The sequence below is a fragment of the Halalkalibacter wakoensis JCM 9140 genome (assembly GCF_000513095.1).
Lineage (GTDB): Bacteria > Bacillota > Bacilli > Bacillales > Bacillaceae_D > Halalkalibacter > Halalkalibacter wakoensis.
The window spans coordinates 20,072-44,411 of the sequence record NZ_BAUT01000025.1 but is presented as its reverse complement, the minus strand read 5'-3'; the positions used below and the strand labels follow the sequence as shown (position 1 = coordinate 44,411).

At 39.2% G+C, this 24,340-nt stretch carries 19 protein-coding genes; 3 read left to right on the top strand and 16 right to left on the bottom strand.

Annotation, left to right across the window (positions count from 1 at the left end):
* The first annotated feature begins 95 nt into the window (after positions 1-95).
* Both JCM9140_RS11330 and JCM9140_RS25190 read left to right on the top strand, forming a co-directional pair.
* Positions 96-320 (top strand): hypothetical protein, encoded by a 225-nt coding sequence (locus tag JCM9140_RS11330; protein WP_034746211.1) that lies wholly within the window; start codon positions 96-98, stop codon positions 318-320.
* On the top strand, positions 295-501 hold the full coding sequence (locus JCM9140_RS25190; protein WP_156314856.1) for a YbjN domain-containing protein: 207 nt from the start codon (positions 295-297) through the stop codon (positions 499-501). The genes JCM9140_RS11330 and JCM9140_RS25190 overlap by 26 nt, the downstream gene beginning before the upstream one ends.
* A gap of 35 nt (positions 502-536) precedes the next feature.
* On the opposite strand, the gene JCM9140_RS11325 is transcribed toward JCM9140_RS25190, so the two are convergent.
* The 9 genes from JCM9140_RS11325 to JCM9140_RS11295 all read right to left on the bottom strand — a co-directional run bounded on the left by JCM9140_RS11325 (position 537) and on the right by JCM9140_RS11295 (position 14,509).
* A complete protein-coding gene (locus JCM9140_RS11325) occupies positions 537-1,295 on the bottom strand; it encodes a transposase (protein WP_034746209.1) in 759 nt (252 codons plus the stop codon).
* A gap of 270 nt (positions 1,296-1,565) precedes the next feature.
* Positions 1,566-1,652, bottom strand: a complete 87-nt coding sequence (locus JCM9140_RS23175) for a YjcZ family sporulation protein (RefSeq protein WP_081727666.1) — start codon at positions 1,650-1,652, stop codon at positions 1,566-1,568.
* A 481-nt stretch (positions 1,653-2,133) separates the two neighbouring features.
* Positions 2,134-4,200 (bottom strand): SEC-C domain-containing protein, encoded by a 2,067-nt coding sequence (locus JCM9140_RS22550; protein ID WP_052002212.1) that lies wholly within the window; start codon positions 4,198-4,200, stop codon positions 2,134-2,136.
* A 416-nt stretch (positions 4,201-4,616) separates the two neighbouring features.
* Complete coding sequence (locus JCM9140_RS11315) at positions 4,617-6,047, bottom strand: YfcC family protein (protein ID WP_034746206.1); 1,431 nt, start codon at positions 6,045-6,047, stop codon at positions 4,617-4,619.
* Between the two features lie 60 nt (positions 6,048-6,107).
* Complete coding sequence (locus JCM9140_RS11310) at positions 6,108-7,442, bottom strand: allantoinase (RefSeq protein ID WP_034746203.1); 1,335 nt, start codon at positions 7,440-7,442, stop codon at positions 6,108-6,110.
* A gap of 646 nt (positions 7,443-8,088) precedes the next feature.
* Positions 8,089-9,039 carry a putative bifunctional diguanylate cyclase/phosphodiesterase gene (locus JCM9140_RS24475; protein WP_268870564.1) on the bottom strand — a complete coding sequence of 317 codons (951 nt, stop codon included), beginning with the start codon at positions 9,037-9,039 and terminating at the stop codon, positions 8,089-8,091.
* Positions 9,033-10,619 carry a diguanylate cyclase domain-containing protein gene (locus tag JCM9140_RS24900; RefSeq protein WP_268870563.1) on the bottom strand — a complete coding sequence of 529 codons (1,587 nt, stop codon included), beginning with the start codon at positions 10,617-10,619 and terminating at the stop codon, positions 9,033-9,035. Before JCM9140_RS24900 ends, JCM9140_RS24475 begins: the two co-directional genes overlap by 7 nt.
* 94 nt (positions 10,620-10,713) lie before the next feature.
* Positions 10,714-11,472, bottom strand: a complete 759-nt coding sequence (locus JCM9140_RS11300; RefSeq protein WP_052002211.1) for an alpha/beta fold hydrolase — start codon at positions 11,470-11,472, stop codon at positions 10,714-10,716.
* A gap of 391 nt (positions 11,473-11,863) precedes the next feature.
* On the bottom strand, positions 11,864-14,509 hold the full coding sequence (locus JCM9140_RS11295; RefSeq protein ID WP_052002210.1) for an EAL domain-containing protein: 2,646 nt from the start codon (positions 14,507-14,509) through the stop codon (positions 11,864-11,866).
* Positions 14,510-14,758: 249 nt separating this feature from the next.
* Here JCM9140_RS11295 and JCM9140_RS11290 point away from each other — a divergent pair, with 249 nt between their 5' ends.
* Complete coding sequence (locus JCM9140_RS11290; RefSeq protein ID WP_162232195.1) at positions 14,759-16,843, top strand: sensor domain-containing protein; 2,085 nt, start codon at positions 14,759-14,761, stop codon at positions 16,841-16,843.
* Positions 16,844-17,063: 220 nt separating this feature from the next.
* Here JCM9140_RS11290 and JCM9140_RS11285 read toward each other — a convergent pair whose 3' ends face one another.
* The 7 genes from JCM9140_RS11285 to JCM9140_RS11255 form a co-directional block, all read right to left on the bottom strand.
* Positions 17,064-17,285: an ROK family protein gene (locus tag JCM9140_RS11285; RefSeq protein WP_034746201.1), complete on the bottom strand. Its 222-nt coding sequence runs from the start codon at positions 17,283-17,285 to the stop codon at positions 17,064-17,066.
* Positions 17,286-17,560: 275 nt separating this feature from the next.
* Entirely contained in the window at positions 17,561-18,562 is a 1,002-nt protein-coding gene (locus JCM9140_RS11280; protein WP_034746198.1) for a LacI family DNA-binding transcriptional regulator, read from the bottom strand.
* Between the two features lie 85 nt (positions 18,563-18,647).
* Positions 18,648-19,268: a YesL family protein gene (locus JCM9140_RS11275; protein WP_034746195.1), complete on the bottom strand. Its 621-nt coding sequence runs from the start codon at positions 19,266-19,268 to the stop codon at positions 18,648-18,650.
* Between the two features lie 112 nt (positions 19,269-19,380).
* Positions 19,381-20,232, bottom strand: coding sequence for a carbohydrate ABC transporter permease (locus tag JCM9140_RS11270; RefSeq protein ID WP_034746192.1), 852 nt, complete (start codon positions 20,230-20,232; stop codon positions 19,381-19,383).
* Positions 20,233-20,244: 12 nt separating this feature from the next.
* Positions 20,245-21,135, bottom strand: coding sequence for a carbohydrate ABC transporter permease (locus JCM9140_RS11265; protein ID WP_052002215.1), 891 nt, complete (start codon positions 21,133-21,135; stop codon positions 20,245-20,247).
* Between the two features lie 238 nt (positions 21,136-21,373).
* Entirely contained in the window at positions 21,374-22,681 is a 1,308-nt protein-coding gene (locus JCM9140_RS11260; protein ID WP_034746186.1) for an ABC transporter substrate-binding protein, read from the bottom strand.
* 82 nt (positions 22,682-22,763) lie between these two features.
* Positions 22,764-24,107 carry a GH1 family beta-glucosidase gene (locus tag JCM9140_RS11255; RefSeq protein ID WP_034746183.1) on the bottom strand — a complete coding sequence of 448 codons (1,344 nt, stop codon included), beginning with the start codon at positions 24,105-24,107 and terminating at the stop codon, positions 22,764-22,766.
* Between the last annotated feature and the right edge of the window lie 233 nt (positions 24,108-24,340).

Genomic DNA, 24,340 nt, shown 5'->3' with positions numbered 1-24,340 from the left:
TTCGTGAGGCAATCCTTTTTCAGTGGCTTCAACCTGTCCCCCCGACCCATGTTATAATAGAAGCAGAAACCATTCCATCATTACAGGGGGATTTTATGATTAATTCAGAACTGTTCCAAATTATGTTAGAACAAAAAAATTTACGAATGGAAAAAACGAAAGATGAACATGGCACGTTTTTCAGAACGCAGCAGGCGTTGAAAACTGGAGGCACAGTCGTCATCGTTATTTCATTTCATAAAAGTGAAAAACTGATAGATCTAAACATATACAATATAGCAACAATGGAAGACAATTCGAAAAACGAAAGAGCTCTATAAACTGCTGAACGAAGTAAATACCCAACTTCGATTCATAAAATTTATGGAGAAAAACGGAAGAGTTTTTGCACAGTACTCGTACAGCATTGAATTCAATTATGATCCAGAGATTACATTAAGTCATATCGCGATGCTATTAAAATCAGTTGAAAGCGCATACCCTAAATTCATGAACTTATAATGAGGTGGGTCAGGGGGACAGGTTCCCCGGCCCACTTACAAACGCTGAATCACACTCTTCGAAACTCCTGTAACTCTAGACAACTGCCGACCCGACACACCATTCAGCTGTTTTAATTTCCTTAGGATCTCATTCCGGCTTTCTCTATCCATTTGTTGCAAAACGCTCGTGTTACTAACCCCATGTTCACGCATATAGCTTTTGAGCTCACGATCCGACACTCTTTCTCTAATATTTTGATCAAAGCAAATGTCATTAGACAGCTGCTGCATATAGGTAATAAATCTTCTTACGGCTTCATTTTTTTCAGCTGAGAATTGCGAAATCGCAAAATCAATCGCTACCAATTCCGGCTTGTGAATATAGTCATGAATACTTGTCCAGGGGCTGTCAAAGACATTTTGCGCGAGACCTGCTTTCAGGGGGTTTTGGTGGATGTACCTGAGGACTGTTAAAAAGTAAGCTCGATCTTCTACATTTTCACTCTTAAATCGTTCTTGGAAAAGGTGCCCATTTCGTTCATATTTCTGATTGAACCAGTACACATAGCTTGAGCTGATTCTTTTTATAATCAACGAAATTGGCTCGCCTTCCTCCTTCAATAAAAGATGGATGTGATTGTTCATCAAACAGTAGCCGTATATTTGGTATTGGCACTTATCTTTGAAACGCTGCAACGTTTCGATGAATCTCACTTTATCCTCATCTTCCTCAAAGATAAGTTGTTTGTTGATTCCTCTGAGAATAATATGATAGATTCCGCTTCTGCTTTTTGTCCTGGGTTTTCTAGGCATGATTGGATCACCTCAAGGTTGGGGTTTTGGTTGGGGCTTGGTTGAAGTTTCTTGTTTGTAAAGGGTTCGGGCGGTGTTTGCTAATCTTGACAAAGAGGGGCTTCTACTAACATGATTCGTTATTTTAAGGCGATAATCTACCTTTCGATCATCTGTTCAAAAAATCCTTCTTGTTACTGGAAAAAGGGTCAAGGAACCTGTCCCCATGACCCACCCATGACCCAACAATAAAGGCAAGGAGCATAACTCCTTGCCTTTCATCTCTTTTCATTAACCGATATATGCTGCACCAACGATCACTAATAAAATAAATAACACGACGATTAACGCAAAGCTATTTCCTGTAACATGACTCATGAAGAATTCCTCCTTTTTGAGTGGCTACAAGAGTACTGTATGTAATCCACTCGCAAATGAGTGGGCGTCTGTCTTGGTGAGGGAAAAATTGGGCGGGGGCAAAGCACGGGTCCCTCCACATCAGGCCCTTTCACACAAAAAAGTAGACTACTGACTCATCGCATCACATAAAATTCATTAAAATCCAATGGGAGGTGTGTGTCACTTGAAATTACTGGTGAACGTCTTTGTCAGAGGCATCGGAGAATGGCATAAGTGCGAAAACTGTCGAGAATTGACAAAATGGAACAAAGACAGACATGAACATTGCCGGCATTATATTCATGATTAACCCTACAAACCAAGTTCTATTTTCTACAATAGAACTTGGTTTGTGCTGTGGGTCAAGGAACCTGTCCCCATGACCCACTTGGATATACTTGAAATACGTCTATGATTTCATAGGTGGTTTTGTTCTTTATCCCAATTTCGGCTACTACTATCATGCTTCATGTACAAACTGTATGAGTTCAGGTGCTAGTTTGGCGGTAAAGGAACTAACGTTATCATCATACAATGCGGTTAAGCGGAGGCTGCTTTTGTTCTTTTTTGTAACTTGAAATTTCCCTTCGATGATTTCTTCATACTGCCCATCAATATTGCGGAGAATTCTTGCAAGTTCAGACATCTTCTCATTTACTGCACCGTGACTGCGGTAAAACGGGATGAAGTGAGCGACTAACTCAGCACCATCAAGTAGTTCTTGCTCAACGGTTGAAATAAAAGCTGCAACGTCCTTTGCGACCTTTGTTTTGTTCTTTTTATCAATCCATTTTGTAAACATTTTAACGGTTGATAAAAATTCTTTAATATGCGATTTGCTCGCTGGTCCGTTTATGTTATAAAAATCATTAACAATGACTTTCTCCCAAAACTCATCATCAACTTCGGCCCAGTTCTCATAACCTGAATGTTCTAGTGCTTCCCGAATATCATAAAGGCTGTCGCGGTATTTTTTCACCGTATTTTTCGCTCTTCCGCTAGCTTTTTCATTATAAAAGGAGAGGATATCTTCGGTGTAAAAAGTGTTAAACGTTTCAGGTGCAAAACCTAAGCTCTCATACAGTTCCGCTTCTTCCTCTGTAACAAGCTTCGGCTTTTCATTTTGTGGGTTGGTTTCGTCGATAGATGATTTCCTTGACGCTCCTCCTGTCACAAATGGAGAGAGCGGCAGCCCAAGTGTTTTTCTAATCGAATTAAAATCAGCCGTAAAGGTCACTTCCCCATATTCTTCTTCTGCCATCAAATACGTGTGATACTCCGTTTGCTTCAACCAGCGATCTGCTTCTTCCACACGATTTTGTTTCACTAATTCCCGTAAAGAAAGATGATCGTATTTCGGAATGTCTCTCTCAACATCAATCATTCCAACGGTTTGAGCATAAAGTGCAACATATGGAGGAACATTCTCACCCATTTTAATCATCGTATTGTGCAATTCGGCCTTCATTGGAATCGTGAGCATTTCTTGTTCTTCTGTCACATTTCCCACGTACATATCGACTTCCTTTAGCTTGGCTAAAAATGCCTCTTTTGTCTCCTTGCTATAGCACGAAAACGTTAGAGTTTGATCAGCTATCATGACATCACCAAAAACATCGGCCATAACAACGTCTTCATCTATTTCGCTATCTTTATAGACTTTCCAATTTTTGATCCATCCTGCTTGCATTTTTGTTTCGTTCCATTCATCAATGGTCAGTTCACCGAGCTCATAAAAATATCCAGCTACTTTTTTCTCATCTAGTAGATCCGCGTGAATTTTATAGATGGACATCTCTCTCATCTCTCGCAAAACAGTGTCGGGATTTTTAATAGAGGCAGTCAATATTTCCAGATAATAATCATATAAAACAGTACGCTGGTCTTGGTTCTTTTCTTGTAATTCTTCTATTTTTCTTTTCGCTTGCTCGATCTTTTCTGGTGAGCTCATAACGTTGACACCGTGAAAGAAATATTGCTCCCCGACTGGCTCAACCAATGCAAACGTCCCGTACCACGGAAAAAACGAATGTAATTGCTCAGATGGAAATGGAACAGGCAGTATTTCCTGGGTTAACATGTCTTTAAAAACAATACTAGAGTCCGTTTTATCGATTGCTTCAACGAGCCTTGGCTGTAAACTTGCCCACACTTTTATAAGCTCGAGTTCGTCTTCAGATAATTTAGAAGCCTGTTCGTTTGCAAACCATTCAATCCCACGCAATCCATTTTCATAGCGATGAAAGAAATAGAGCCAGAAATCAAAAAACATCTGCTCCGCACGCTCACTTATTTCCCGGTCTGTTCGCCTTTTAAATTGATTAAGTAGCGTTTGTTCTTGATTAAAAGACAGCTTTGAGTCAATAAAACTTCTTAATTTCTCTGTCAGTCGATGCTTTTTCTGTGAAAAGCGTTCTTCCTTCACCTGCTGCAATTGAACAACGTTTTCCTTGTTCATACAGCATTTTTTATATTTTTTTCCACTTCCACAAAGACAAGGGTCATTTCGTTGGATCGTAACCGTCATATCCAATCTCCTTTTGTTTTCGTTATAGTGGGTCAGGGGGACAGGTTCCTTGACCCATTTATTTATCTATCTATCAAATTAAGTAGATACATACACCCCATTATAGGAAGTTATCCACCTTTTTAAAAGATATAAAGTTGTTTTTTAGTGCTAACCCTTTTATTTGGTCACTGACAAATAAGCCGGCGGATCTCCTATTCTCATTCTAACCCATTTATTGTCCAGTTCAACCGATTTATTGTCCGATCGGAGCAATTTATTGTCCGGTTCTGCACATTTATTGTCCACTTCCCCCTTTTATTGTCGAGACCTCAAAAACCCCATCCTTCCTCCACTCTTCCAACAATAAACACTCGCTTATTTTATAAAAAAAATGGAGAGTCAGCTTAAGCCAACCCTCCATTCATCAACACTTCCTAAAAAGGTCCCCACGCAATCGAGTGAGCAATTAACAAGAACACACATCCAATGACGAACCATGCAATCAATAATGGAAAAATGAATTTCGCCCATTTCCCATAAGAAATGCCCGCTGCTGCGATCGTAGCCATGAAATATCCTGACGTTGGGAAGATAATATTCGATAACCCATCTCCAATTTGGAATGCTAAAATCGCTGTTTGTCTTGTTGTTCCAACGATATCCGCTAGTGGGATCATAATTGGCATTGTAATGAGCGCTTGCCCACTACCAGAAGGAACGAAGAAATTAAACAAGCCTTGTGTCGCTAACATCCCTAAAACGGTGATCGATGATGGCAAACTACTAACCACATGGGATAACCCATAAATAATCGTATCAATGATTTGACTTTCTTCCATCACAACCGCCACTCCGCGCGCGACCCCTATGATCATCGCACCAAGCAACACATCACGGAACCCTTTATTAAAGGAGTCACTAATTTGATTTCCTGACATCCCTGCAACAATTCCGACGACAACACCCATGGCAAGGAAATAACCAGCTAGTTGTATGAAGTTCCATTGATGCGTTAGTACACCATAAATCATTCCAACGAACATGACAATAACGACAAAGCCTGCTGCTTTTTGTCTTCGTGTAATTTCATAGCTCTTCTCTTTGTAAATGTGTTTGGACTCTGTTTCTTTTAAACTTTGTTTCACTAATTCAGGATTTTTTTCTAATTTTTTAGCATACAAAATTAAAAAGACAACACCTGAAGCAATAATGGCTAGCAATAATAGAAACCGGTACCCTGCACCTGAGTAAACTGGCAGTTCAGCAATTTGGTGAGAAAGACCGACCGTACCTGGGTTCGTTAACGCGGCTAAAAACCCACCCGTTGTGGCGATTAGCGCTACGCCAGCCGCCATCATTTTATCATACCCAAGCTTAATCATAAGCGGGATTAAGATCGGAACATACACTAACGCTAACTCTGGTGTCCCAATAAATGCCGTAATCACTGAGAACGTAATTAATAACACCGGAATAATTAAGATCTTTCTCGTGCTAAACCTTTTTGTTAAGCGATCAACACCAAAATGAATAATTCCGGTATCCTTTAACACCATGAAGGCTCCACCAATCATGAACGTAAAAAACACAACGGAACTTGCACTAACCATCCCTTGAGGAACAGCCGTTAAAAAGTCCATGATCCCAATTGGAGTTGACTCAATAAACGTAAACACTTCAGGATTAATCATCATTCTTCCCATCGGACCTTCTACACGTTCGTACTCACCAGCTGGAATAATGTACGATGCTAGACTCATTATTGCTACAAAAATAAGTAAAATCACGTATATATGCGGAAACTCAAATTTCTTTTTTGGCTTTTGTTGTGGTTCTGTAGGCGTAATAGGTGCTTCTGCTCTCATCGTCTCCCACTCCCTTTTAAATCCTGAATATTCTGTCTCTATTGTGTATACTAGTGTCTTTTACACACTAGCTTTGTTAGGAACGTCCTCAAATACGCATTTCCCTTTTGAAAAAGTGTACTTCGTCTTTCCGATAAAGGTTTTGCCTACATATGGACTGATTTTATGTCTGTATTTTAAGTCTTCTTTTTTTAACACGAACTCTTCATTTAGATTAACCAATGTGATATCTGCGTCTGACCCAATTCGAATCGATCCTTTAGTTGGATTCAAACCGAACCGTTTTGCTGGTTGAAGAGCGGTTACCTCTGCAATTTTTGATAATGGTACGCCGCGCTTATGATAGCCTTCTGTTAAAAGCACATGCAATGTGTTCTGACATCCAGCAATTCCACCCCATACGTCAAAAATACTCTCTCCTTGTTCTTTCAACTCTGGAGGCGAAGGTGAATGATCGGAGCTAATGATGTCAATGTCACCATTTTTCAAGGAATCCCATAGCTGCTCGACTTCCTCTTGATCTCGTAAAGGTGGGGCACATTTAGCCGTTGCGCCAATCTCTTCAAAATCAGCAATCGATAAAGCTAAATAATGTGGACACGTTTCAGCCGTAACATCAATTCCTTGTTGTTTCGCTTCTGTAATCCGGTCGATCACCCGCTTGCTGCTTACGTGAACAATATGTAACTTACATCCTGTTAGCTCGGCATAAGAAAGGACTCGTTCAACTGCTTCTAGCTCAGATAAAACAGGGCGGGAGTTACAATAATCACGGATTGATAGACGGTGTTCTTTTTTCGCTTTGTCTGTTAAATAATTAATCATCTCATTCGATTCAGCATGAAGAGCTAAGATCGAATTCAACTCAGCTATCTTTTCCATGCCCTTTAGCAATGTACCGTTATCCGCATGTTGAAAATCATCCGTTCCGCACTCCGACATAAAAGCCTTAAACCCAATCGCTCCTTCTTCATGAAGGTCAGCAAGATGTTCAAGATTATTCGGTACTAACCCACCCCACAGACGATAATCGACAACGGACTTTTCATCAGCTAACTGCCGTTTTTCTTCAAAGCGCTCCTTTGTCGTTGTTGGAGGGTTGCTGTTTAATGGCATATCGAAAAAGGTTGTCACACCACCCGCTGCCAAGCTTTTGCTTCCTGTTTCGAGCCCTTCCCACTGATCTCGTCCAGGTTCGTTAAAATGAACATGCACATCAATCAAACCAGGAAAGATATGCAATCCTTTTGCATCAATCACCTTTGCTTTACCTGACTGAAGTGTTCCTGGTTCGCTGATCGTAACAACCTTGCCGTCCTTTATTCCTAAGTCCGCTTCATATACCTCGTTCTCCGTTACAACCGTTCCAGAAAGTATGACCGTATCAAACAACATGAAAATGCCTCCTGTTTTAACGTTGATTTTTTTTAGTGTAAAAGATTGTTCCTGATTCTTCATTAGCCACTCAAACCAAAATAACTTGGTTTTTTTAGTCAATCTATACAATCAGTTATCAAAAAAAAGAAAATGCTCTTCTCTTTTTAGCTCATGATACAGTTTTATCAGATGTTTCAGAAACTTCGGTCAAGATTGTCATATAATCTAACAGTGTTTTTGAAAGCAACTCAAATTAAACGAGCGAACCTTCGTCTGTTTTCCTTACTTTTACTGGTAGTTAATGTAACAGGGAGTGGGTCATGGGGACAGGTTCCTTGACCCACTTGTTACATTAAAAAAAGGTGGATAACACCCTATAACAGAATGTTAGCCACCTATCTGACAGATAAAAAGATATTTTTTTAGTACTAAGCCTTTTATTTGTAACTAAAAGATGAGCTGGCGGGAACTCCCACTCATGTTCTAACCCATTTATTGTCCAGTTTAACTGATTTGTTGTCCGACTGAGCCATTTATTGTCCGGTTCGGTACATTTATTGTCCGATCGTGCCAGTTTATTGTCCGATCGCGCCAAGACGAGCCAAGATTCACTCGACCAACACGATCAAACTACCGAATCACAATAAAGTACTAGAAAACTGGGTCAAGGAACCTGTCCCCATGACCCACCCAACTCCTCTGCAGACACGGGCTTGCTAAATAGATAGCCTTGCATGTCGTAGCAGTGGTGTTGCATGAGAAACTCTTTTTGGTATTCTTCTTCTACTCCTTCAGCGATCACTTTTAGGCGCAGGCTGCGGGCGAGGTTAATGATCGCTTCGGCTATCTCGGAATCTCTAAAGTCGTCACCAATATCTTGAATAAACGATCGGTCTATTTTTAGGCTAGTAATCGGCAACGTTTTTAAGTAACTTAACGAGGAATAGCCTGTCCCAAAATCATCAATCGATATTGAAATCCCATATTGATGTAAATTCTCTAACGCTCTTATCGTTTCTTTTGTGTTGAAAAGTAGAGTGCTTTCTGTAATCTCTATTTCAAAAAGCTCAGGTGCTAGCCCACATTCAGAAAGGAATTCTTTTACCTGCTTCACTAACGAACAAGGTTCTTGAAACTGTTTCGCCGAGAAGTTAACAGCAAGCGTTAATGGCTCCTCTCGTCCTTTATTCCACTTAGTCACTTGTAAACACGCTTTCTTCATTGCGATTTTCCATAGTGAATGAACCAAGCCCGCATCCTCTGCAACAGCAATAAATCGATCTGGCGAGACAAAACCAAGCTCCTCATCTGTCCATCTGAGCAACGCCTCGACTCCTGTCATTTTATTCGTCCGTGCATCGACTTTCGGCTGGTAATACACGTCAATGGCTTCCAGCGCAATTGCTTTTTTCAAACGCGCTTCGATGTGAAGCTTCTCTTTTTTCTCAATGCTTATTTTTTCATCAAATAAAATCGCTTTGTTTCCGGCGGTTTTCTTAGCGGCATACATGGCACCATCGGCATTTATTAAAAGAGCTTCGATGTTATCCGTATGTTCGGGGTAGAGACTGATGCCACAGCTTGCACTCACTCCCACTTCATATCCATCTACCATATAAGCTCATTAATCGCCTTTACAATCGCATCGGCCACTTCTAGAACCTCTTCTTTTTCAAGCTCACTTAGTAAAACGACAAACTCATCTCCGCCTTGTCTCGTTAAAATACTATTTCCAACCGTCAAAGTGTCCTTTATTCGTGCTGAAATCAATTGAATCAACTGATCACCATGAGCATGTCCTAACGTATCATTTACATCCTTAAATCGATCAATATCAATAAAAAGAACAGCGACAGTGCCCCCTTTTTCCTTTGCCATTTCAATCCGCTGAGCTAACTCCTCTTGAAAAAACCTTCTGTTAAACAATCCCGTAAGTGGGTCATGATTGGCTTGAAACTCGATTACTTCCTGGCTCTTTTTCAAATCACAAACATAGCTCTTCAAGGAACTAGATAGAGCATTTACGTTTTGCGCAAGGTGGCCGAGTTCATCTTTTCGTTTCAGATCAATATTTTTCCCGAAATTTCCTTGAGCAATCTCATTGACCTTTTCAACAATATGATCAATCGGTTTGGTGATTGACCTAGAAAAGATAAAGCTTGTCAACAATACGACCAAAAGAAATGGGAGCGACAAAAGGATATGCTGCCATAATTCTTTTTTCAGTATCTGCTGAAATAAGCCATGATCATATGTCACACCGATCACAAACGGATCTTCCGTTTCTGTATGAACTGGGACGAACGTTTTTGAAACAAATTTCCCATTTACTTCTTCAATGTAATTTTGTGACTCCCTTGTTTCCATCGCCGCTTGAACGAATCCTACATCAACGGACTTGTTTTCATATTGATAGGTCCCATACCAAATCGGCTGATCCACAATTCGGATAAAATTGTTTCCTTCAAGATACAGCTCATCCACTTCTTTTCCGAATTTTTCCGGATTGAATACAGTCAGTTCAAGAATACCGTCGAGTTTATCTTTAAACCGATCCATAATAGGACCAGGTCCAAACTTCTCCTCATATTCTAATGCTACATGATCGCGGTGATAAGGATTAATAATATAATTGGTGGACCCATCATAATAATATCCCCATTTGTCCGTATGCTCTGGATTACTAGAAGAAATTTCAATCGGCCCTGTCCAATATTCCGGAAGAGCTAATCCCTCTTCTACTGTTACAGGTTCTAACGCAAAAAGCTGCTTAAACGCATCATACCAAAATAACCACTGGTTCGTTGACAGCCCAATCTGTTCTGGATCAGACGATTTCACCCCAATGATGTCATCCTCTGTTTCTGCTAACAACGTAATGTGTGAGATCATCAGCTCTTGGGCCAGATCAACCAGTTGTTCATTGGTCACCTCTTCATAATTTGCAGGCAAAGAGTCTCGAATCACAATCGAAGCCGTTCGCAACTCTTTTCCCATCAAATCTTCCACATACAACGCGCCTTTTTTCGCATTCTCCACTTGATACGATATTTCCTGAGTAATTAACTCTATTTCTCTTTCATTAAACTCTATTAGCTTCTCTTTCGAACGCATATAGTGTAACGAACTATGCGCGATCAAAATGCACAACACCAATAGTGTAAAAATGATCGGTAATTTCTTTTTGATTGACACAGATGCACCTCCAAGTATTGCAATAAAAAAAACCTCTACGTTGGAAACAGGCAAAACCTGTACCATTTTATGCAGAGGATACTGTCCACCTTTATTAAATGACTTTTCCCGACCATCTTCTATCAGATGCGGAAACGTCTGTAAGAAACGACTCAAATAACAACATAAACGGTTCATGCTCGTGAATATGCGCGACATGCCCCGCCTTTTTCAACTCTTCATACTGCACATGTGGAAGAACTTTTTTTAATTCGACGAGCGTGCTTTTATATAGCTCATCATATTCCCCCATCACCCATAAAATGGGCATCCGTAAACCACTTAGCGCCGACTTTGAATCAAATTCCAATTGCAAGCGAATTGAATGTTCCAAAACATCTGGCTGAACTTGCAAAGCATATTTCAAAAAAATAGATACCGAGTCTTCCTGTATCAAACGGCAATTAGGATTAAACCAATTTGCGTATTTCTTGACCCATATAGCATGCTGAACGTAACCTTTTTCTTGAACAAGTTGTTTCAGCTTCCAATTAAATGATGAACGAACATTGCATAAATAGCCACCTACAAAAGTCATACTTGCAACCAAATGAGGAAATTTTTTTGCAAAAGCCTGAGCGATCACACTACCAAAACTAAGTGCGCATAGATGTGCTAGTTCAATGTTGTTTTGATCAAAAACTTGGTAAAGCTGTTCGATGAACACGTTCATCGAAGGAATCACACCTTCCTCCAGGTCATAAAGGTCATACGCAATACACTGATACCGCCCCTGCAACGACTCCATTTCCCGCTTAAACGCATTCTTATTTCCAACAATCCCATGTAAAAAAATAATCGTTTCTCTCTTCATCTCGAAACCTCTTATTCTTTTTATTCACTCTCAATTATATTTCCCCGCACACCAACTATCAAAGTGAAAGTTATGGAAAAAGTGGGTCATGGGGACAGGTTCCTTGACCCATTTATATATCAAAGAAAGGTGGATAACGCCCCGTTATAACAGGAAGTTACCCACCTTTTTGAAAGATAGAAAGCTGTTTTCTATGCTAACCCTTTTATTTTGCCACTGACAGATAAGATAGCGGAACTCCCGCTCTACTTCTAACTCATTTATTGTCCAGTTTGAATGATTTATTGTCCGATCCGCGCCATTTATTGTCCGATCCGCGCCATTTATTGTCCGATTCTGTACATTTATTGTCCACCTGAGCATTTCAGACAGCACAAGCCCGAAAAGTGGGTCAAGGAACCTGTCCCCGTGGCCCACACACCGCCCACTCATTTTCTAATTCCTCAACGGTTGCTGGTTTGCCGAGAAGGTACCCTTGCATCTTGTAGCACCCCATCGTCTGTAGGAGATTTTTTTGTGAGGTGGTTTCAACGCCTTCTGCAACCAAACCTAATTTCAAGTTACTTGCTAACGTGATGATTGTATGGACAATCGCCTTATTTGTCTCGACTCCTAGTTCGTTTACAAATTCTCGTGGAATCTTTAATGCATCAATCGGCAGTTTTGCAAGGTAAGCTAATGAAGAGTGACCTGTACCAAAATCATCAATGGATATTTGTACGCCTAAGCTTCGAATTTGGGTTAAAGTGTCGATCGTTTTTTCAATATGATTCATGGCGACCGCTTCCGTAATTTCCAATACTAAATAGTTTGGATCGAACTGAGTTTCTTCTAGAATTTCAGACAATAACTCCACTAAGCAAGGTGATTGAAACTGTTTTGGAGAAAGATTAACAGACATCGTCACAATCATTCCTTTATCGTGCCAAGTTTTTCCTTGCCTGCACGCTTCTCTTACGACCCATTCTCCTATTGGCAGAATTATGCTTGATTCTTCTGCAACTGCCATAAATTGACCTGGAGCGACCAAACCTAAACGCGGGTGTTGCCAACGGATTAAAGCTTCTACTCCATATAGTTGTTGATTCAACGTGTTAAATTGCGGCTGGTAATGAAGCACAAATTCATTTTTTTCTAAAGCTCGGCGCAAATCATTTTCTATCACCAGTTGGTCGGCTGATACTTGCTCCATTCCTTTTTCATAAATCGTAAATTGATTTTTACCATTTCTTTTTGATTCATACATCGCCAAATCCGCTTGCTTCAGCATATCCACTGGTGTTACATCGCCTTCTGTGCAGTAAGAAATCCCGATACTTGGACTAGTAAAAAATTCATGCCCTCTAATGAGATAAGAACGACCTAAATCTCCCATTACGCTTTCGACTATGTTTATGACATCTTGCAATCGATTAATATTTTTAAGCAATACCGTAAATTCATCTCCACCAAGTCTACTAACCACGTCCCCTTCTTTTACGTGAGAGCGAAGTCTATCGGCGATTTCAACTAATAACTCATCACCTGCGTCATGCCCGAGGGTATCATTAATCAATTTAAACCGATCTAAATCAATCAGACAAACAGCTAAACCACTGTCCTTTTTCTTAAGAGTCACCAATTCTTGCTGCAAGCTCTCCTCAAAGAAGGCTCGATTCGACAGCCCGGTTAAAGAGTCATGATATGCTAAATATTGAGTCTTTTCTTCGCTTCTTTTTAGCATGGTCACGTCCTTAACAATTTGAAAGACCCCAACTACTTTTCTTTCCACATAGGTTGGAATCATTGTCACTGAAAACTCGAAACAATCACCCTCTTCATTGACCGATGACAGCTCAAATTGTTGATGTTCTCCTGCACGAGCTTTTTGAAAATAGTGAGAAACTTTATCTCGATCTTTTATTTGAACAAAAGAGTAAAAGGATTGACCAATAAATTGTTCAGGAGTCATCTTAGCCAGTCGAGCAGCGGTTTGATTAACTTGAATAAATTCTCCCTCTAACGTTACAGAATAGACGGCATCCGGATGGTTTTCAAAAAGCGACTGAAATCTCTGCTTGCTGTCGTTTAGATCTGCTACTAACTGCTGATTAGAAAGCAGAACAATCATCTGCCTGACAACGATCAAGACAAACGATAGAAAACCACCAATGGTTAAAATCGTGTGCTCTCGATCGAATAAAATGATGAACAAAATAAGTCCAACGCAGCTGATATAAGGAAGAATAAATGTAAAAACATTCATACTCACTGTAACGGGACTAGCAGCTGATATCTCTTCATTCCTCGCGTGTAAACTAGAGTATCCGACCATCAAAAGCGCTAAAGTAAACAAAGGATCAAATAGACTTCCGGTCTCATATTGATCTGTTAATAGTAAATAAAAATAGCCAGAATCGGCGACAGCTTGAATCAAGACAGCCAAGAGTATAATAGAAAGCGATTTTTTATAGCGAATTTCCCTTTTGCCAAATAAAAGCAATAAAGCCGTAAACACTAAAGCTATATCACCAAAAGGATAACCTAGGTAAACAAATAGAAACAAGCCAGTTAATTCAGGGTCGGTAATCAACTTCTCAATTATAAAATAATAACTAAGTGTTACAGTAACAACCATGAGAATGAGCAACTCAAACATAAACTGCATATTTTTTGTAATCGATTTAAACCGAATAAAATAGGAAAGCAGTGCGACTAAATAGAAGAAAATTTGAAGCATATAAAACAAATCAGGGATCCCTGGAAAAGGCACGTCTATCCGTAAATAACTTTCATAGTACATCCAAAATAGCTCGGCTACAAAATAACTGGCCGATCCGATAGCTAAATAGAACCAGAGCTTCTTTTCTTTGAGCGCAGTTCTTTTATAAGCATGATAAAGAAGCAGCGTTGAAATCAACGCTCCCATAGTTGAAAACACATTACGAATAAAAACAACAAGTTGCGTTTCGCTATCAACAAACAAAATAAAAGCATAATACAGTAGAATGTACACAACTATACTAATTAGAATATTCTTGTGGCTAATTTTTTTCATCAAAGTTCCCTACTTTCCCCTTACCTTTCGTAGGTAAAAAGAACCAATATTTATACTGATTATATCTTATTTTCAGACAAAGGAATACACTCCTTATTTCAAGTTTATCAATCTGTCAAAAGGGTATAAGGTAACTAGGTCATTGGAAGTTTTTTGAACATGCGGTTTCTTGAACTTTCCTCTTATTTAGTACTGTATAATGACGTTATCTCTTTTACCTCATTTAAACTAGGAGCGCTTATGAGCCAAATGGATCAAACACAAATCGAATTAAACAACTACTTAGAGAAAAAAGATTATCCATATAAAGAATTACTCGAAAACTTTACTGAAGCGATTTATGTGATTAGCTTGCAAGGAAAGTTTATCGATTATAATCAAGGTTTCACTTCGTTGGCTGGGCCTTGGGAGGAGTATGTTAATACGAACTTCCTCGACCTTGTTCATCCTGACGATATCGACCTTGCCAAAAGTGGCTTCGTTGAAACACTAGAAGGAAAAGTGTTAAAAGAAGAAACGTTACGAATTTTTGCGAAAGATGGAAATGAAAAAACGATTGTCACAAGCAAAGTTCCTCTTCTTGGTGAAGATGGACAATTGCTTGGCATTTTAGGAATTGCTAAAGATATTACGGTCGAAATTCAACTACAAACGCAAATTAAACAACAATATTATCAATACAAATCCTTGCTAAAAAACTCTAGCAGTGTGAATTGCATCATGTCTGAAAAAGGAGAGCTGATCTACCGAAGTCCCTCCTTAGAAAGCGTACTTGGTTATAAACCAGGAGATCTGCAAGGCTCGTTTTTTCAGATTGTCCACCCAGATGATCTTGAAGAGGTAACTGCTCGGTTCAACGATTTACTATCCAATCCCGAAGAGCCACTAACACTTGATATTAGAATTCTTCATAAAAATGGACATTGGAGAACGATCCACTCGATCAGTAACAACCGCATTCAAGACCCCGATATTAAAGGGATTATTGTCAATTATCATGATGTGACAGAGATGCGTAACGCGCAGCAAAAAATAAAACACATGGCTTATCATGATTATTTAACCGATTTGCCAAACCGCCGTTATTTTGAAGAGCTAGCGGAAAATGAATTGAAAGTCGCCAAACAAAATAGCCAGAAGTTGGCTCTTCTGTTTATAGATATTGACCGTTTTAAATTTATCAATGATACATTGGGACATAATATTGGCGATAAAGTACTGAAAGAGCTCGCTAAGGTGTTTAAAGAGTTTGTCTCCGAGAAAGAGATCGTTGCGAGAATAGCAGGTGATGAGTTTATGATTCTTATTCCGAACTTGCCCGCCACCCAGGCTGCAGAAGACGTGGCCACAAAGATTTTGAAACGATTTGAAGCACCTTTCTTCGTTGATCAATACGAACTTTTCATAACAGGCAGCATCGGCATGAGCGTGTACCCCGATTCAGGTGAGGAATTAGTCGTATTAATGAAACATGCGGACCTCGCTCTGTATTGGGCAAAAGAAAACAAAGGACCTCAGTACAAAGTGTTTACACCCGAGATGGAGCAAATCTCTTTTAAAAATTATTCCGTACAAAATGATCTGCGAAAAGCCATTCAAAACGATGAATTGGAACTGTATTACCAACCAAAGGTGAATTCAATAACTCGTCAAATCGTTGGAGCTGAAGCGCTCATTCGTTGGAACCATCCAAAAAGAGGGACCCTTTCTCCTGCTGAATTCATTCCTTTAGCCGAAGAGAGTGGCTTGATCATTCCTCTTGGAGAGTGGGTTTTTCAAAATGTTTGCAAGCAACTAAAAGCCTGGGAAAACAGAGGGATCTCGCCTATTATCGTGTCCCTAAACTTTTCGGCGATTCAAATGCTGCAAAAAGGGTTAGTTGAAACCATCGCAGCGATTTTAGAAGAACATCAATTAGATGGGAAATGGATTGAAATTGAGATGACCGAAAGCCTCATTCTTGATCATAGCTGTGAGATCAAGAACAGATTAGAAGCGTTGCGGCAGTTAGGTATTCACCTTGCCATTGATGATTTCGGTACTGGCTACTCTTCCTTAAGCTACCTGAGGAAATTTACCTTTAATACAATCAAATTAGATAAGTCGTTTATTAACGATATTCATACATCACCAGATAATAAAGCCATCATCGAATTCATCATCCAGCTTTCAAAACAGTTAAAGATGAAGGTCGTAGCTGAAGGCGTGGAAGAAGAAGAACAGCTTGCGATTTTACAGAATCTGAACTGCGACGAACTACAAGGATACTTATTCAGCAAACCACAACCTTTGGAGCAATTTGAGAGGTTATGGTTACGTGATGCGGCTTTTTAAAAGGAATGGGAGCCTTCTCCGGTTGGGGAACGGCTTTTTTTTTATTTTTTGGGTGAAAAACACGGTTAGGTGGAGTTGTTTTTGTAGTTAGTGAGGTCGATCTGGTTGTTTATTGTCCGGTTTGACTGATTTGTTGTCCAGTTGCAGCCATTTATTGTCCGCAGCGCACCTTTTATTGTCGCAGCAAAAAATGGGTCAAGGAACCTGTCCCCATGACCCGCTACCGATAATCCAAATGTACCAAGGCTGCTGCTCCAATGACTCCAGATGATTGGCTCAGTTTGGCTGGGACAATCTTGGTCTTTCTTCCTAATGGATTCAGTGCTTTTGATGATACGTACTCTCTAACCACCATGAATAAGGGCTCTCCTACTTGTGAAACCCCTCCACCAATAATTATTTTCTCTGGGTCAAATGTATTGATGATTGAAACACAGCCCATTCTTATACTTTTCCAAATACCCTATCGCTTTAAAGTGCATGACATCGTAATAAGTAAGATCGGTTGAATTGCTATGCTTTTTGAACCAAGATCGTATTCGTTTAAGCAAATTCATCATAACCTCTCCCCCTTTATACAAGGTATTCGGTTATGGAAGAAAGGATCACTTTTTATTTTTGAGATTGAGAAGCATTTAGAAGAACACCAACTTCCCTTTTCCCACAAACGTAAAAGTGGGTCAAGGAACCTGTCCCCATGACCCACCACTGACCCACTTAAATGGGTCTACAAGAATCTCTTTCTACTAACGTTACTGGTATTTTCACAGACATGCACTGTTTTTGCTTTTCATTAATTTGTTCAATTAGTAAGGATGCAGCTGTTTTTCCAATAAGGGCTGTGTCCTGTCTGAGTGTTGTTAGAGCTGGAGTCATATATTCGACCATTTTGATATCATCAAAGCCCATGACTGAAATATCCTCAGGAACACTTAATCCCTTTTTCTTTATAGCTGAAATGGCTCCTAAAGCCATCAAATCCCCTGCTACATAGACTGCCGTCGGAAGATCTTTAAGGCGCAGTAGCTTGTTCATTGCTTCTTCTCCACCCTCAAACGTAAAAAATCCTCCGTCAACGACATACTCATCCGGAACGTCTAGTTTGTATTTTCTCATTCCATTTAAGAAACCGTTTAGACGTTGAACCCCAACGAGTAACTCTTGGTGACCCGAAATATGTGCGATTTTTTTGTGTCCTAATGAAGATAAATAATCAATTGCTTGAACACTGCCGTCCTCATTATCACTATACACCACACTAGAATCTCGGCTTTCTAAATCTATTAACACAGTCGGGATGTGAGAATGAATTAATTTTTCAATTTCTGGATCGCCTTCTACTGAACAAAAAATGACAACCCCATCCACACCTCGATACAGAAAATGGTCAATATATGTTTTTGAATCATGGCCAATTTGGTTTGATGCAAAAAGTAGATCATATCCATTTTTTTGTGCATTTTTCCGAAAACTTTCGATCACTGCGTTAAAAAAAGGATGCTCCATTCCATATGTTTCAATGAAGACAACCCCAATGGTCCACGATTTTTTCGTTGTTAACGTTCTGGCACTAGAGCTAGGGTGATAATCAAGCTCATTGACTGCTTCTAAAATGATTTTTCTTGTTTTATCACTTACATCACTATAATTGTTTAATACTTTCGATACCGTTGTAATCGAAAATCCAGTCTTTTTAGCAATATCATAAATCGTTGTCATGTTTCTCCCCCTAATGACCGAAAGCATTTTCGTAATTATTTTACTCATATCCGTTAGGGAGTGTCAATCATCCAAATTTAGACGTTCACTGCATCTTAACTCCTTTGGCTAATGAATATTTTTGAAAAACAGTATAATTGATTGCCATTAAAATATAAGCAAACACACTTATCCCAATCGCAATAAATAGACTTGGGTAAAAGATCGCAATAAAAATATAAGCTACAACCCAAATCAATTGGAACCCCGCTCTTATTGGATTTAAAAAAACAAGCCCTGCTGCCACTTTAATATACTCCAACGTTTTAAACTTAAAATGAGCCATTACGGAAAAAACATTCACAAATGTCATAATGACAATACAGCTAATCGTGATCAGGACGATATAAATGTACATTTGAACCGATTCTGAATAAAAATACGAAACAAAAGCGACATTCACATATAAAATATAAAACACCGGAACAAAGACTGCGCCAACTAAGTTAGAACGGACAAATTCAGCTTTATAAAAATGAAAAAAGCTCGTAAACAAAGCTATGTCCTTCTCTCCTTTTATCCATTGCCTTACAACAGAAAAAAGCGCAACAGTCGCTGGCATGATTCCAAAAATACCTAAACCAATTAAACAAAAAACAACCCACAACACATTTAAAGCGACAAATCGATAAATGAATTCGGCAATTGCAAATACTTTTTGAACCATGTGTAACACCTCTTTGATGAGTTTCCGTCTTGAAACCATCTTTTAAAATAAAGATACAGATTAGATAGTCTATGTTAAACTATCTAATCTGCATGAGAACAATTTAATGGAATTAGCTTTTTACAGCACCTTCAGATAAGCTCTGAATAAACAAACGATTAAATAGTAAGAACACCACAATTAATGGAACAGTCGCCCAGAACGTACCTGACATAATCATACCATAATCCATTTGACGAGCATCATTTAAAGCACGCAACGCCACTTGTAATGTGTGCATAGAAGGATCACGTAAAACAACTAATGGCCATAAGAAATCATTCCAAACTTGCATATATACGATAATTCCCAATGTAGCAAATGCTGGTAAAATCATCGGTACGACAACATTCCAATAAATTCGGAAGTTTGAACATCCATCAATTCTTGCCGCTTCAATGATTTCAAACGGTACACCTTCTTTAATGTATTGCCTCATCCAAAAAATACCGAACGCATTGATTAAACCAGGAACGATGATCGCTCTGTAATCATTCAACCAACCTAATGCTGTGATAATGTAGTATTGTGGAATTAATCCTAATTGAGGTGGGACCATCATGGTAATTAAGATTAAACCAAACAAAATATTTTTCCCTTTAAAATCTAATTTGGCAAATGCATAACCGGCAAGTGAACATAAAAACAATGTTCCAATCGTGACCGAGGTTGCAACGACAAACGAATTCCACATCGCTCCAAAGAAGTCAATACTCCCTAACACTTTTTGGAAGTTCTCTACAAGATGACTTCCTGGTGTAAATGGTGGTGGAACTTGATTGATTTCTCGATTCAAACGCGTTGCCATAACGAACATATAGTAAAACGGGAAAAGAGAAATAAGTGCTCCGACACCCAAGAAGATATAGACAATAAATTTATCAAATTGAAAGCGTTTCTTATTCTCAACAGTTTCCTGTGCCATAATGACCTCCTCCTAACTCACTTTCTTTGAGCGACCAAGTCTGTTTGTAATTAATAAGTTAATGGCCGTCATAGAAATGATAATTAAAAACAATACGATAGCAGATGCGGAAGCTGTTCCGAATGAATTATAAACGAACGCATCTCTCCATAAGTACGCTACGACGCTAATCCCTTCTTCACGTAACCCTCGTCCTAAGAAAATCAATGGCTCAGTAAACAACTGGAAACTTCCAATCGTTGCTGTAAAGACAACAAACATCACAATCGGTTTTAACATAGGCAATGTAATTAGGCGAATTTGCTGCGCTACAGTTGCCCCATCAATTTTTGCTGCTTCATATAGTTCTTTTGGAATACTTTGCATACCAGCTAAGAAAATGATTGTGTTATACCCAACCCATCTCCAAAATACCATGGTTGCAATGGCAATCTTCACGGGCCAGTATTCCTGGTTCCAACGAATAGGATCAATATCAAACAAACCTAAAAAGTAGTTCGCAAAACCAAACGGCTGATTGTTAAAAATAACCCCAAAAATAATCGCAACAGCTACAATCGATGTTATATATGGCAAGAAAATAGCTGTTCTAAATGTATTACGGAATTTCAAAAGTGTTGAATTTAACGCAAATGCCAGTAAAATACCGACAACAATTTGAGGAAGAGTCCCCATAATTCCGATAATAAACGTATTTTTAATGGCTGAATAAAAAACTGGGTCTGTAAAAATCAACTCAAAGTTTCTCCAACCAGTGAAGGTCATAGGTGTTAACCCATCCCAGCGGAAAAACGATAAATAAAAACTAAATAGCATTGGGAATAACCCAAAAACTGCGTATAAAAGAAAGAATGGAGAAATAAATAACAATGCGGCTAGTGCCGTTTTCTTTTTTTCTGTCATTTTGGGCTTATTTGCTGTCTCCAAAGTTTTAACCCCCTCATAGTAAAGTTAGCGCGTCATAAGTTGTTAAAATGAATTTGAAATCTTGTCGATTTTCGAGAATGGCTCATATTCATTCTCTAAAACTTTTTAAACATAAGCCATTCTCGAAAATGGCTATTCTTTACCTAGATACAACAAGATTGTTTCTTTTTGAAAAAAAAGGAGGATGACGAGGTCATCCCCCCCTCCACTACCATTATTGTTGTCTTTCTAAAATACGATTGATTCGAACAAGAGCTTCTTCCCACTCAGCGTCAATATCTGCGCCACCAGCAATGTTATCAAGCGCCTCATGGAACTCATCATCTACTGGGTAGTAGTTTCTACCTTTGTAAACAGGCTCAACAGCTTGAGCTGCTTCACCAAAGATTTGAGCTGTTGCAATTCCACCGAAATAATCATCCGTGAAGCTTGCGAATTCTTCCATTTCATAAACCGCAGGAGTTGACGGGAACAATCCATATCCTAAGAATGCCTTAAGTTGTTGTTCTGGAGCTGTTAACCACTCAATAAATGCATAAGCTTCTTCAGCGTGCTCTGTTTCTGATGGAACTGTTAAGTACGATCCACCCCAGTTACCAGCACCTTCTGGCATGGTTGTAATAGACCAAACTCCTTCTTCTGGCTCATTGTCTTTAATAATCCCTTGCATCCAAGCTGGAGCTAGCATTACTGCATAATCTCCACCCATTCCTGCGAACCACTCAGCTGTCCATAGCTCAATATCTCCAACTAAGTTATCTTGCAATAACTCTCCAGCATATGTGAATGCGGATCTAATTTGATCGTGATCATCAACGATTAACTCATTGTCTGTGTTAAAGTATTGTTGTGTCGCTTGGTCACGTCTGCTGTTATAAATAAGTTCAGCACTGTCACTCATAAGCTTTCCAGTAGTTTCCTGAATTTGTTCAGCAACATCACGGAAGTCATCCCATGTAGCAACTAATTCAGATACGGCTTCTGGAGAAGATTCAAAGCCAGCTTCTTCGAAAACATCGGTACGATAGAACATAACAGTTGGACCGATATCTGTAGGAAGTCCAAATTGAATAGATCCATCTGCACTTTCACCATTTCTCCATACCCAATCTAAGAAGTCACCTTCAACATCACTCGCACCGAAATCATAAAGATTTTCGAATGCGTCTGTAGCTGTTTTGAAACGTTCAATAGATCCTGTTTCGACCATTGCAATGTCAGGCGCTCCTGAACCAGCTGAAATGGAAGTAAATAAATTATCATGAAGGTCGTTCATATCACTATTTTGTAAGTTAATGGAAACATGTGGATTTTCAGCTACATATTCCTCAATTAAAACGTCATAACCCGTGTTACCGAATTCCCAGAATACTAATTCTACTTCTGCATCTTCACTGCCAATTTGCTCTGTGTCACCATCTGCTTGGTCTGGAGCTGGAGCCGCATCATCTTGCCCACCACAAGCCGCTAATAATCCTACTGATAGAGTAGCTGCTGTTGCCATTCTGAAGAATTTTCTCATTTTCATTCTCCCCCTAGTTTTCATTTGTAATTCTAAATTAAAGAATATACCCTCATACCTAAAGCGGTTTCGTTCGTTGTCATTACACTTCAAAGAATTTGTTGTGAACCGTTTGTTTGTACCAGTAATAACTTTCCTTCTTTGTTCTCTCTAACGTTCGATAGTTAACATGAACGATTCCGAATCTCATCGTATACCCTTCCGCCCACTCAAAATTATCTAATAAAGACCAAGTTAAGTATCCTTTAATGTTGACTCCTGCTTCCATACTTCTATGAAGTGCAACAAGGTGGCGTTGCAAGTAATTAATTCGACCTTCGTCATTTACCTTTCCATCAACCGGTTCATCGTTATAGCATGAACCATTTTCAGTAATATAAATCGGAACTTGTCCGTAGTTATCTGTAATATAACGAAGAACTTTGTAAAAACCTTCAGGATAGATGTTCCACCCAATATCTGTTTTTTGATAACCTGTATCAACTCGTTCATGATCAAACAATCCACTACCTTCAGCGTATCGTCCTACACTGCCCGTATAGTAGTTGATCCCCAAGAAATCGATTGGCTGACTAATGATCTCCATGTCACCATCTTCAATTTTTGGCTCGGCTCCTTTTTCTTTGAACCAATCAACCATAAACTGTGGATAAGATCCTTTAAATACCGGATCAAAGAACCACTCGATAAACCAAGCACCTGCACGTTTACACGCATCAATATCTTCTTGCTTGTTGCTGTAAGGCTCATTCCATTCCACGTTCGGAGCGTAACCAATTTGACCATCAACGTCTAGTTCTCTAAACTTAACGACTGCTTTTCCGTGAGCTACTAATATATGGTGAGCAACATTCATCGCTAATTGCAAGTCCGTGTAACCAGGAGCATGCGCACCAATGTAGTTTGAAAGATAAGAAGAACACCAAGGCTCATTAAATGTGATCCAATGCTTAATCTTTCCGTTAAATTCTTTAAACATCACTTCCGCATAGTTGACAAAAGCATCAATGGTTTCACGGTTATCCCAACCACCCTTATCTTGCAAAGCTTGCGGCAAATCCCAGTGGTATAGCGTACACATTGGCTCGATTCCGTTTTCTAGCAATGTATCTACAAAACGATGGTAAAAGTCTAACCCTTCTTGATTAACCTCACCTGTTCCATTAGGAAAAATACGTGGCCAAGCAACGGAAAAACGATAATAATCAATACCTAACTCTTTCATAATGGCTATGTCTTCTTCATAACGATGATAGCTATCACACGCTACATCACCATTATCACCATTTACTACTTTGCCTGGAGTTTTCGAAAAGGTATCCCAGATCGATGGGCCTCTGCCACCTTCTTTTACCGCACCTTCTATTTGGTAAGAAGCAGTGGCCACCCCCCATTTCATATCTTTTGGAAATTGAATAATTGCCAAGTAAAAAACCTCCTTCAGTCAACTTGCATTTGTGTTCGAACGACAGCGCTCGTTCTTTAAAGTAGCCCTATTAAATTTGTTTATACCAAATTATTAAATTAACTTTCGTACTTTTCAAATCTAAAAGGCCTTGTACCAAAAGCGCTTTCGTTAATATTTAAAAAAATATTTATTTATTCTCTCTGCCATCTTTCTTATTACTGTTGTAAGTGATTGTTATGCGCTTACAACAT

Bases quoted from the DNA above. Each gene is read 5' to 3' on its own strand.
- JCM9140_RS11330 (WP_034746211.1), top strand. From the start codon at position 96: ATGATTAATTCAGAACTGTTCCAAATTATGTTAGAACAAAAAAATTTA.
- JCM9140_RS11325 (WP_034746209.1), bottom strand. From the start codon at position 1,295: ATGCCTAGAAAACCCAGGACAAAAAGCAGAAGCGGAATCTATCATATT.
- JCM9140_RS23175 (WP_081727666.1), bottom strand. From the start codon at position 1,652: ATGAGTCATGTTACAGGAAATAGCTTTGCGTTAATCGTCGTGTTATTT.
- JCM9140_RS22550 (WP_052002212.1), bottom strand. From the start codon at position 4,200: ATGACGGTTACGATCCAACGAAATGACCCTTGTCTTTGTGGAAGTGGA.
- JCM9140_RS11315 (WP_034746206.1), bottom strand. From the start codon at position 6,047: ATGAGAGCAGAAGCACCTATTACGCCTACAGAACCACAACAAAAGCCA.
- JCM9140_RS11310 (WP_034746203.1), bottom strand. From the start codon at position 7,442: ATGTTGTTTGATACGGTCATACTTTCTGGAACGGTTGTAACGGAGAAC.
- JCM9140_RS24475 (WP_268870564.1), bottom strand. From the start codon at position 9,039: ATGGTAGATGGATATGAAGTGGGAGTGAGTGCAAGCTGTGGCATCAGT.
- JCM9140_RS11300 (WP_052002211.1), bottom strand. From the start codon at position 11,472: ATGAAGAGAGAAACGATTATTTTTTTACATGGGATTGTTGGAAATAAG.
- JCM9140_RS11295 (WP_052002210.1), bottom strand. From the start codon at position 14,509: ATGAAAAAAATTAGCCACAAGAATATTCTAATTAGTATAGTTGTGTAC.
- JCM9140_RS11290 (WP_162232195.1), top strand. From the start codon at position 14,759: ATGGATCAAACACAAATCGAATTAAACAACTACTTAGAGAAAAAAGAT.
- JCM9140_RS11285 (WP_034746201.1), bottom strand. From the start codon at position 17,285: ATGGGCTGTGTTTCAATCATCAATACATTTGACCCAGAGAAAATAATT.
- JCM9140_RS11280 (WP_034746198.1), bottom strand. From the start codon at position 18,562: ATGACAACGATTTATGATATTGCTAAAAAGACTGGATTTTCGATTACA.
- JCM9140_RS11275 (WP_034746195.1), bottom strand. From the start codon at position 19,268: ATGGTTCAAAAAGTATTTGCAATTGCCGAATTCATTTATCGATTTGTC.
- JCM9140_RS11270 (WP_034746192.1), bottom strand. From the start codon at position 20,232: ATGGCACAGGAAACTGTTGAGAATAAGAAACGCTTTCAATTTGATAAA.
- JCM9140_RS11265 (WP_052002215.1), bottom strand. From the start codon at position 21,135: ATGACAGAAAAAAAGAAAACGGCACTAGCCGCATTGTTATTTATTTCT.
- JCM9140_RS11260 (WP_034746186.1), bottom strand. From the start codon at position 22,681: ATGAGAAAATTCTTCAGAATGGCAACAGCAGCTACTCTATCAGTAGGA.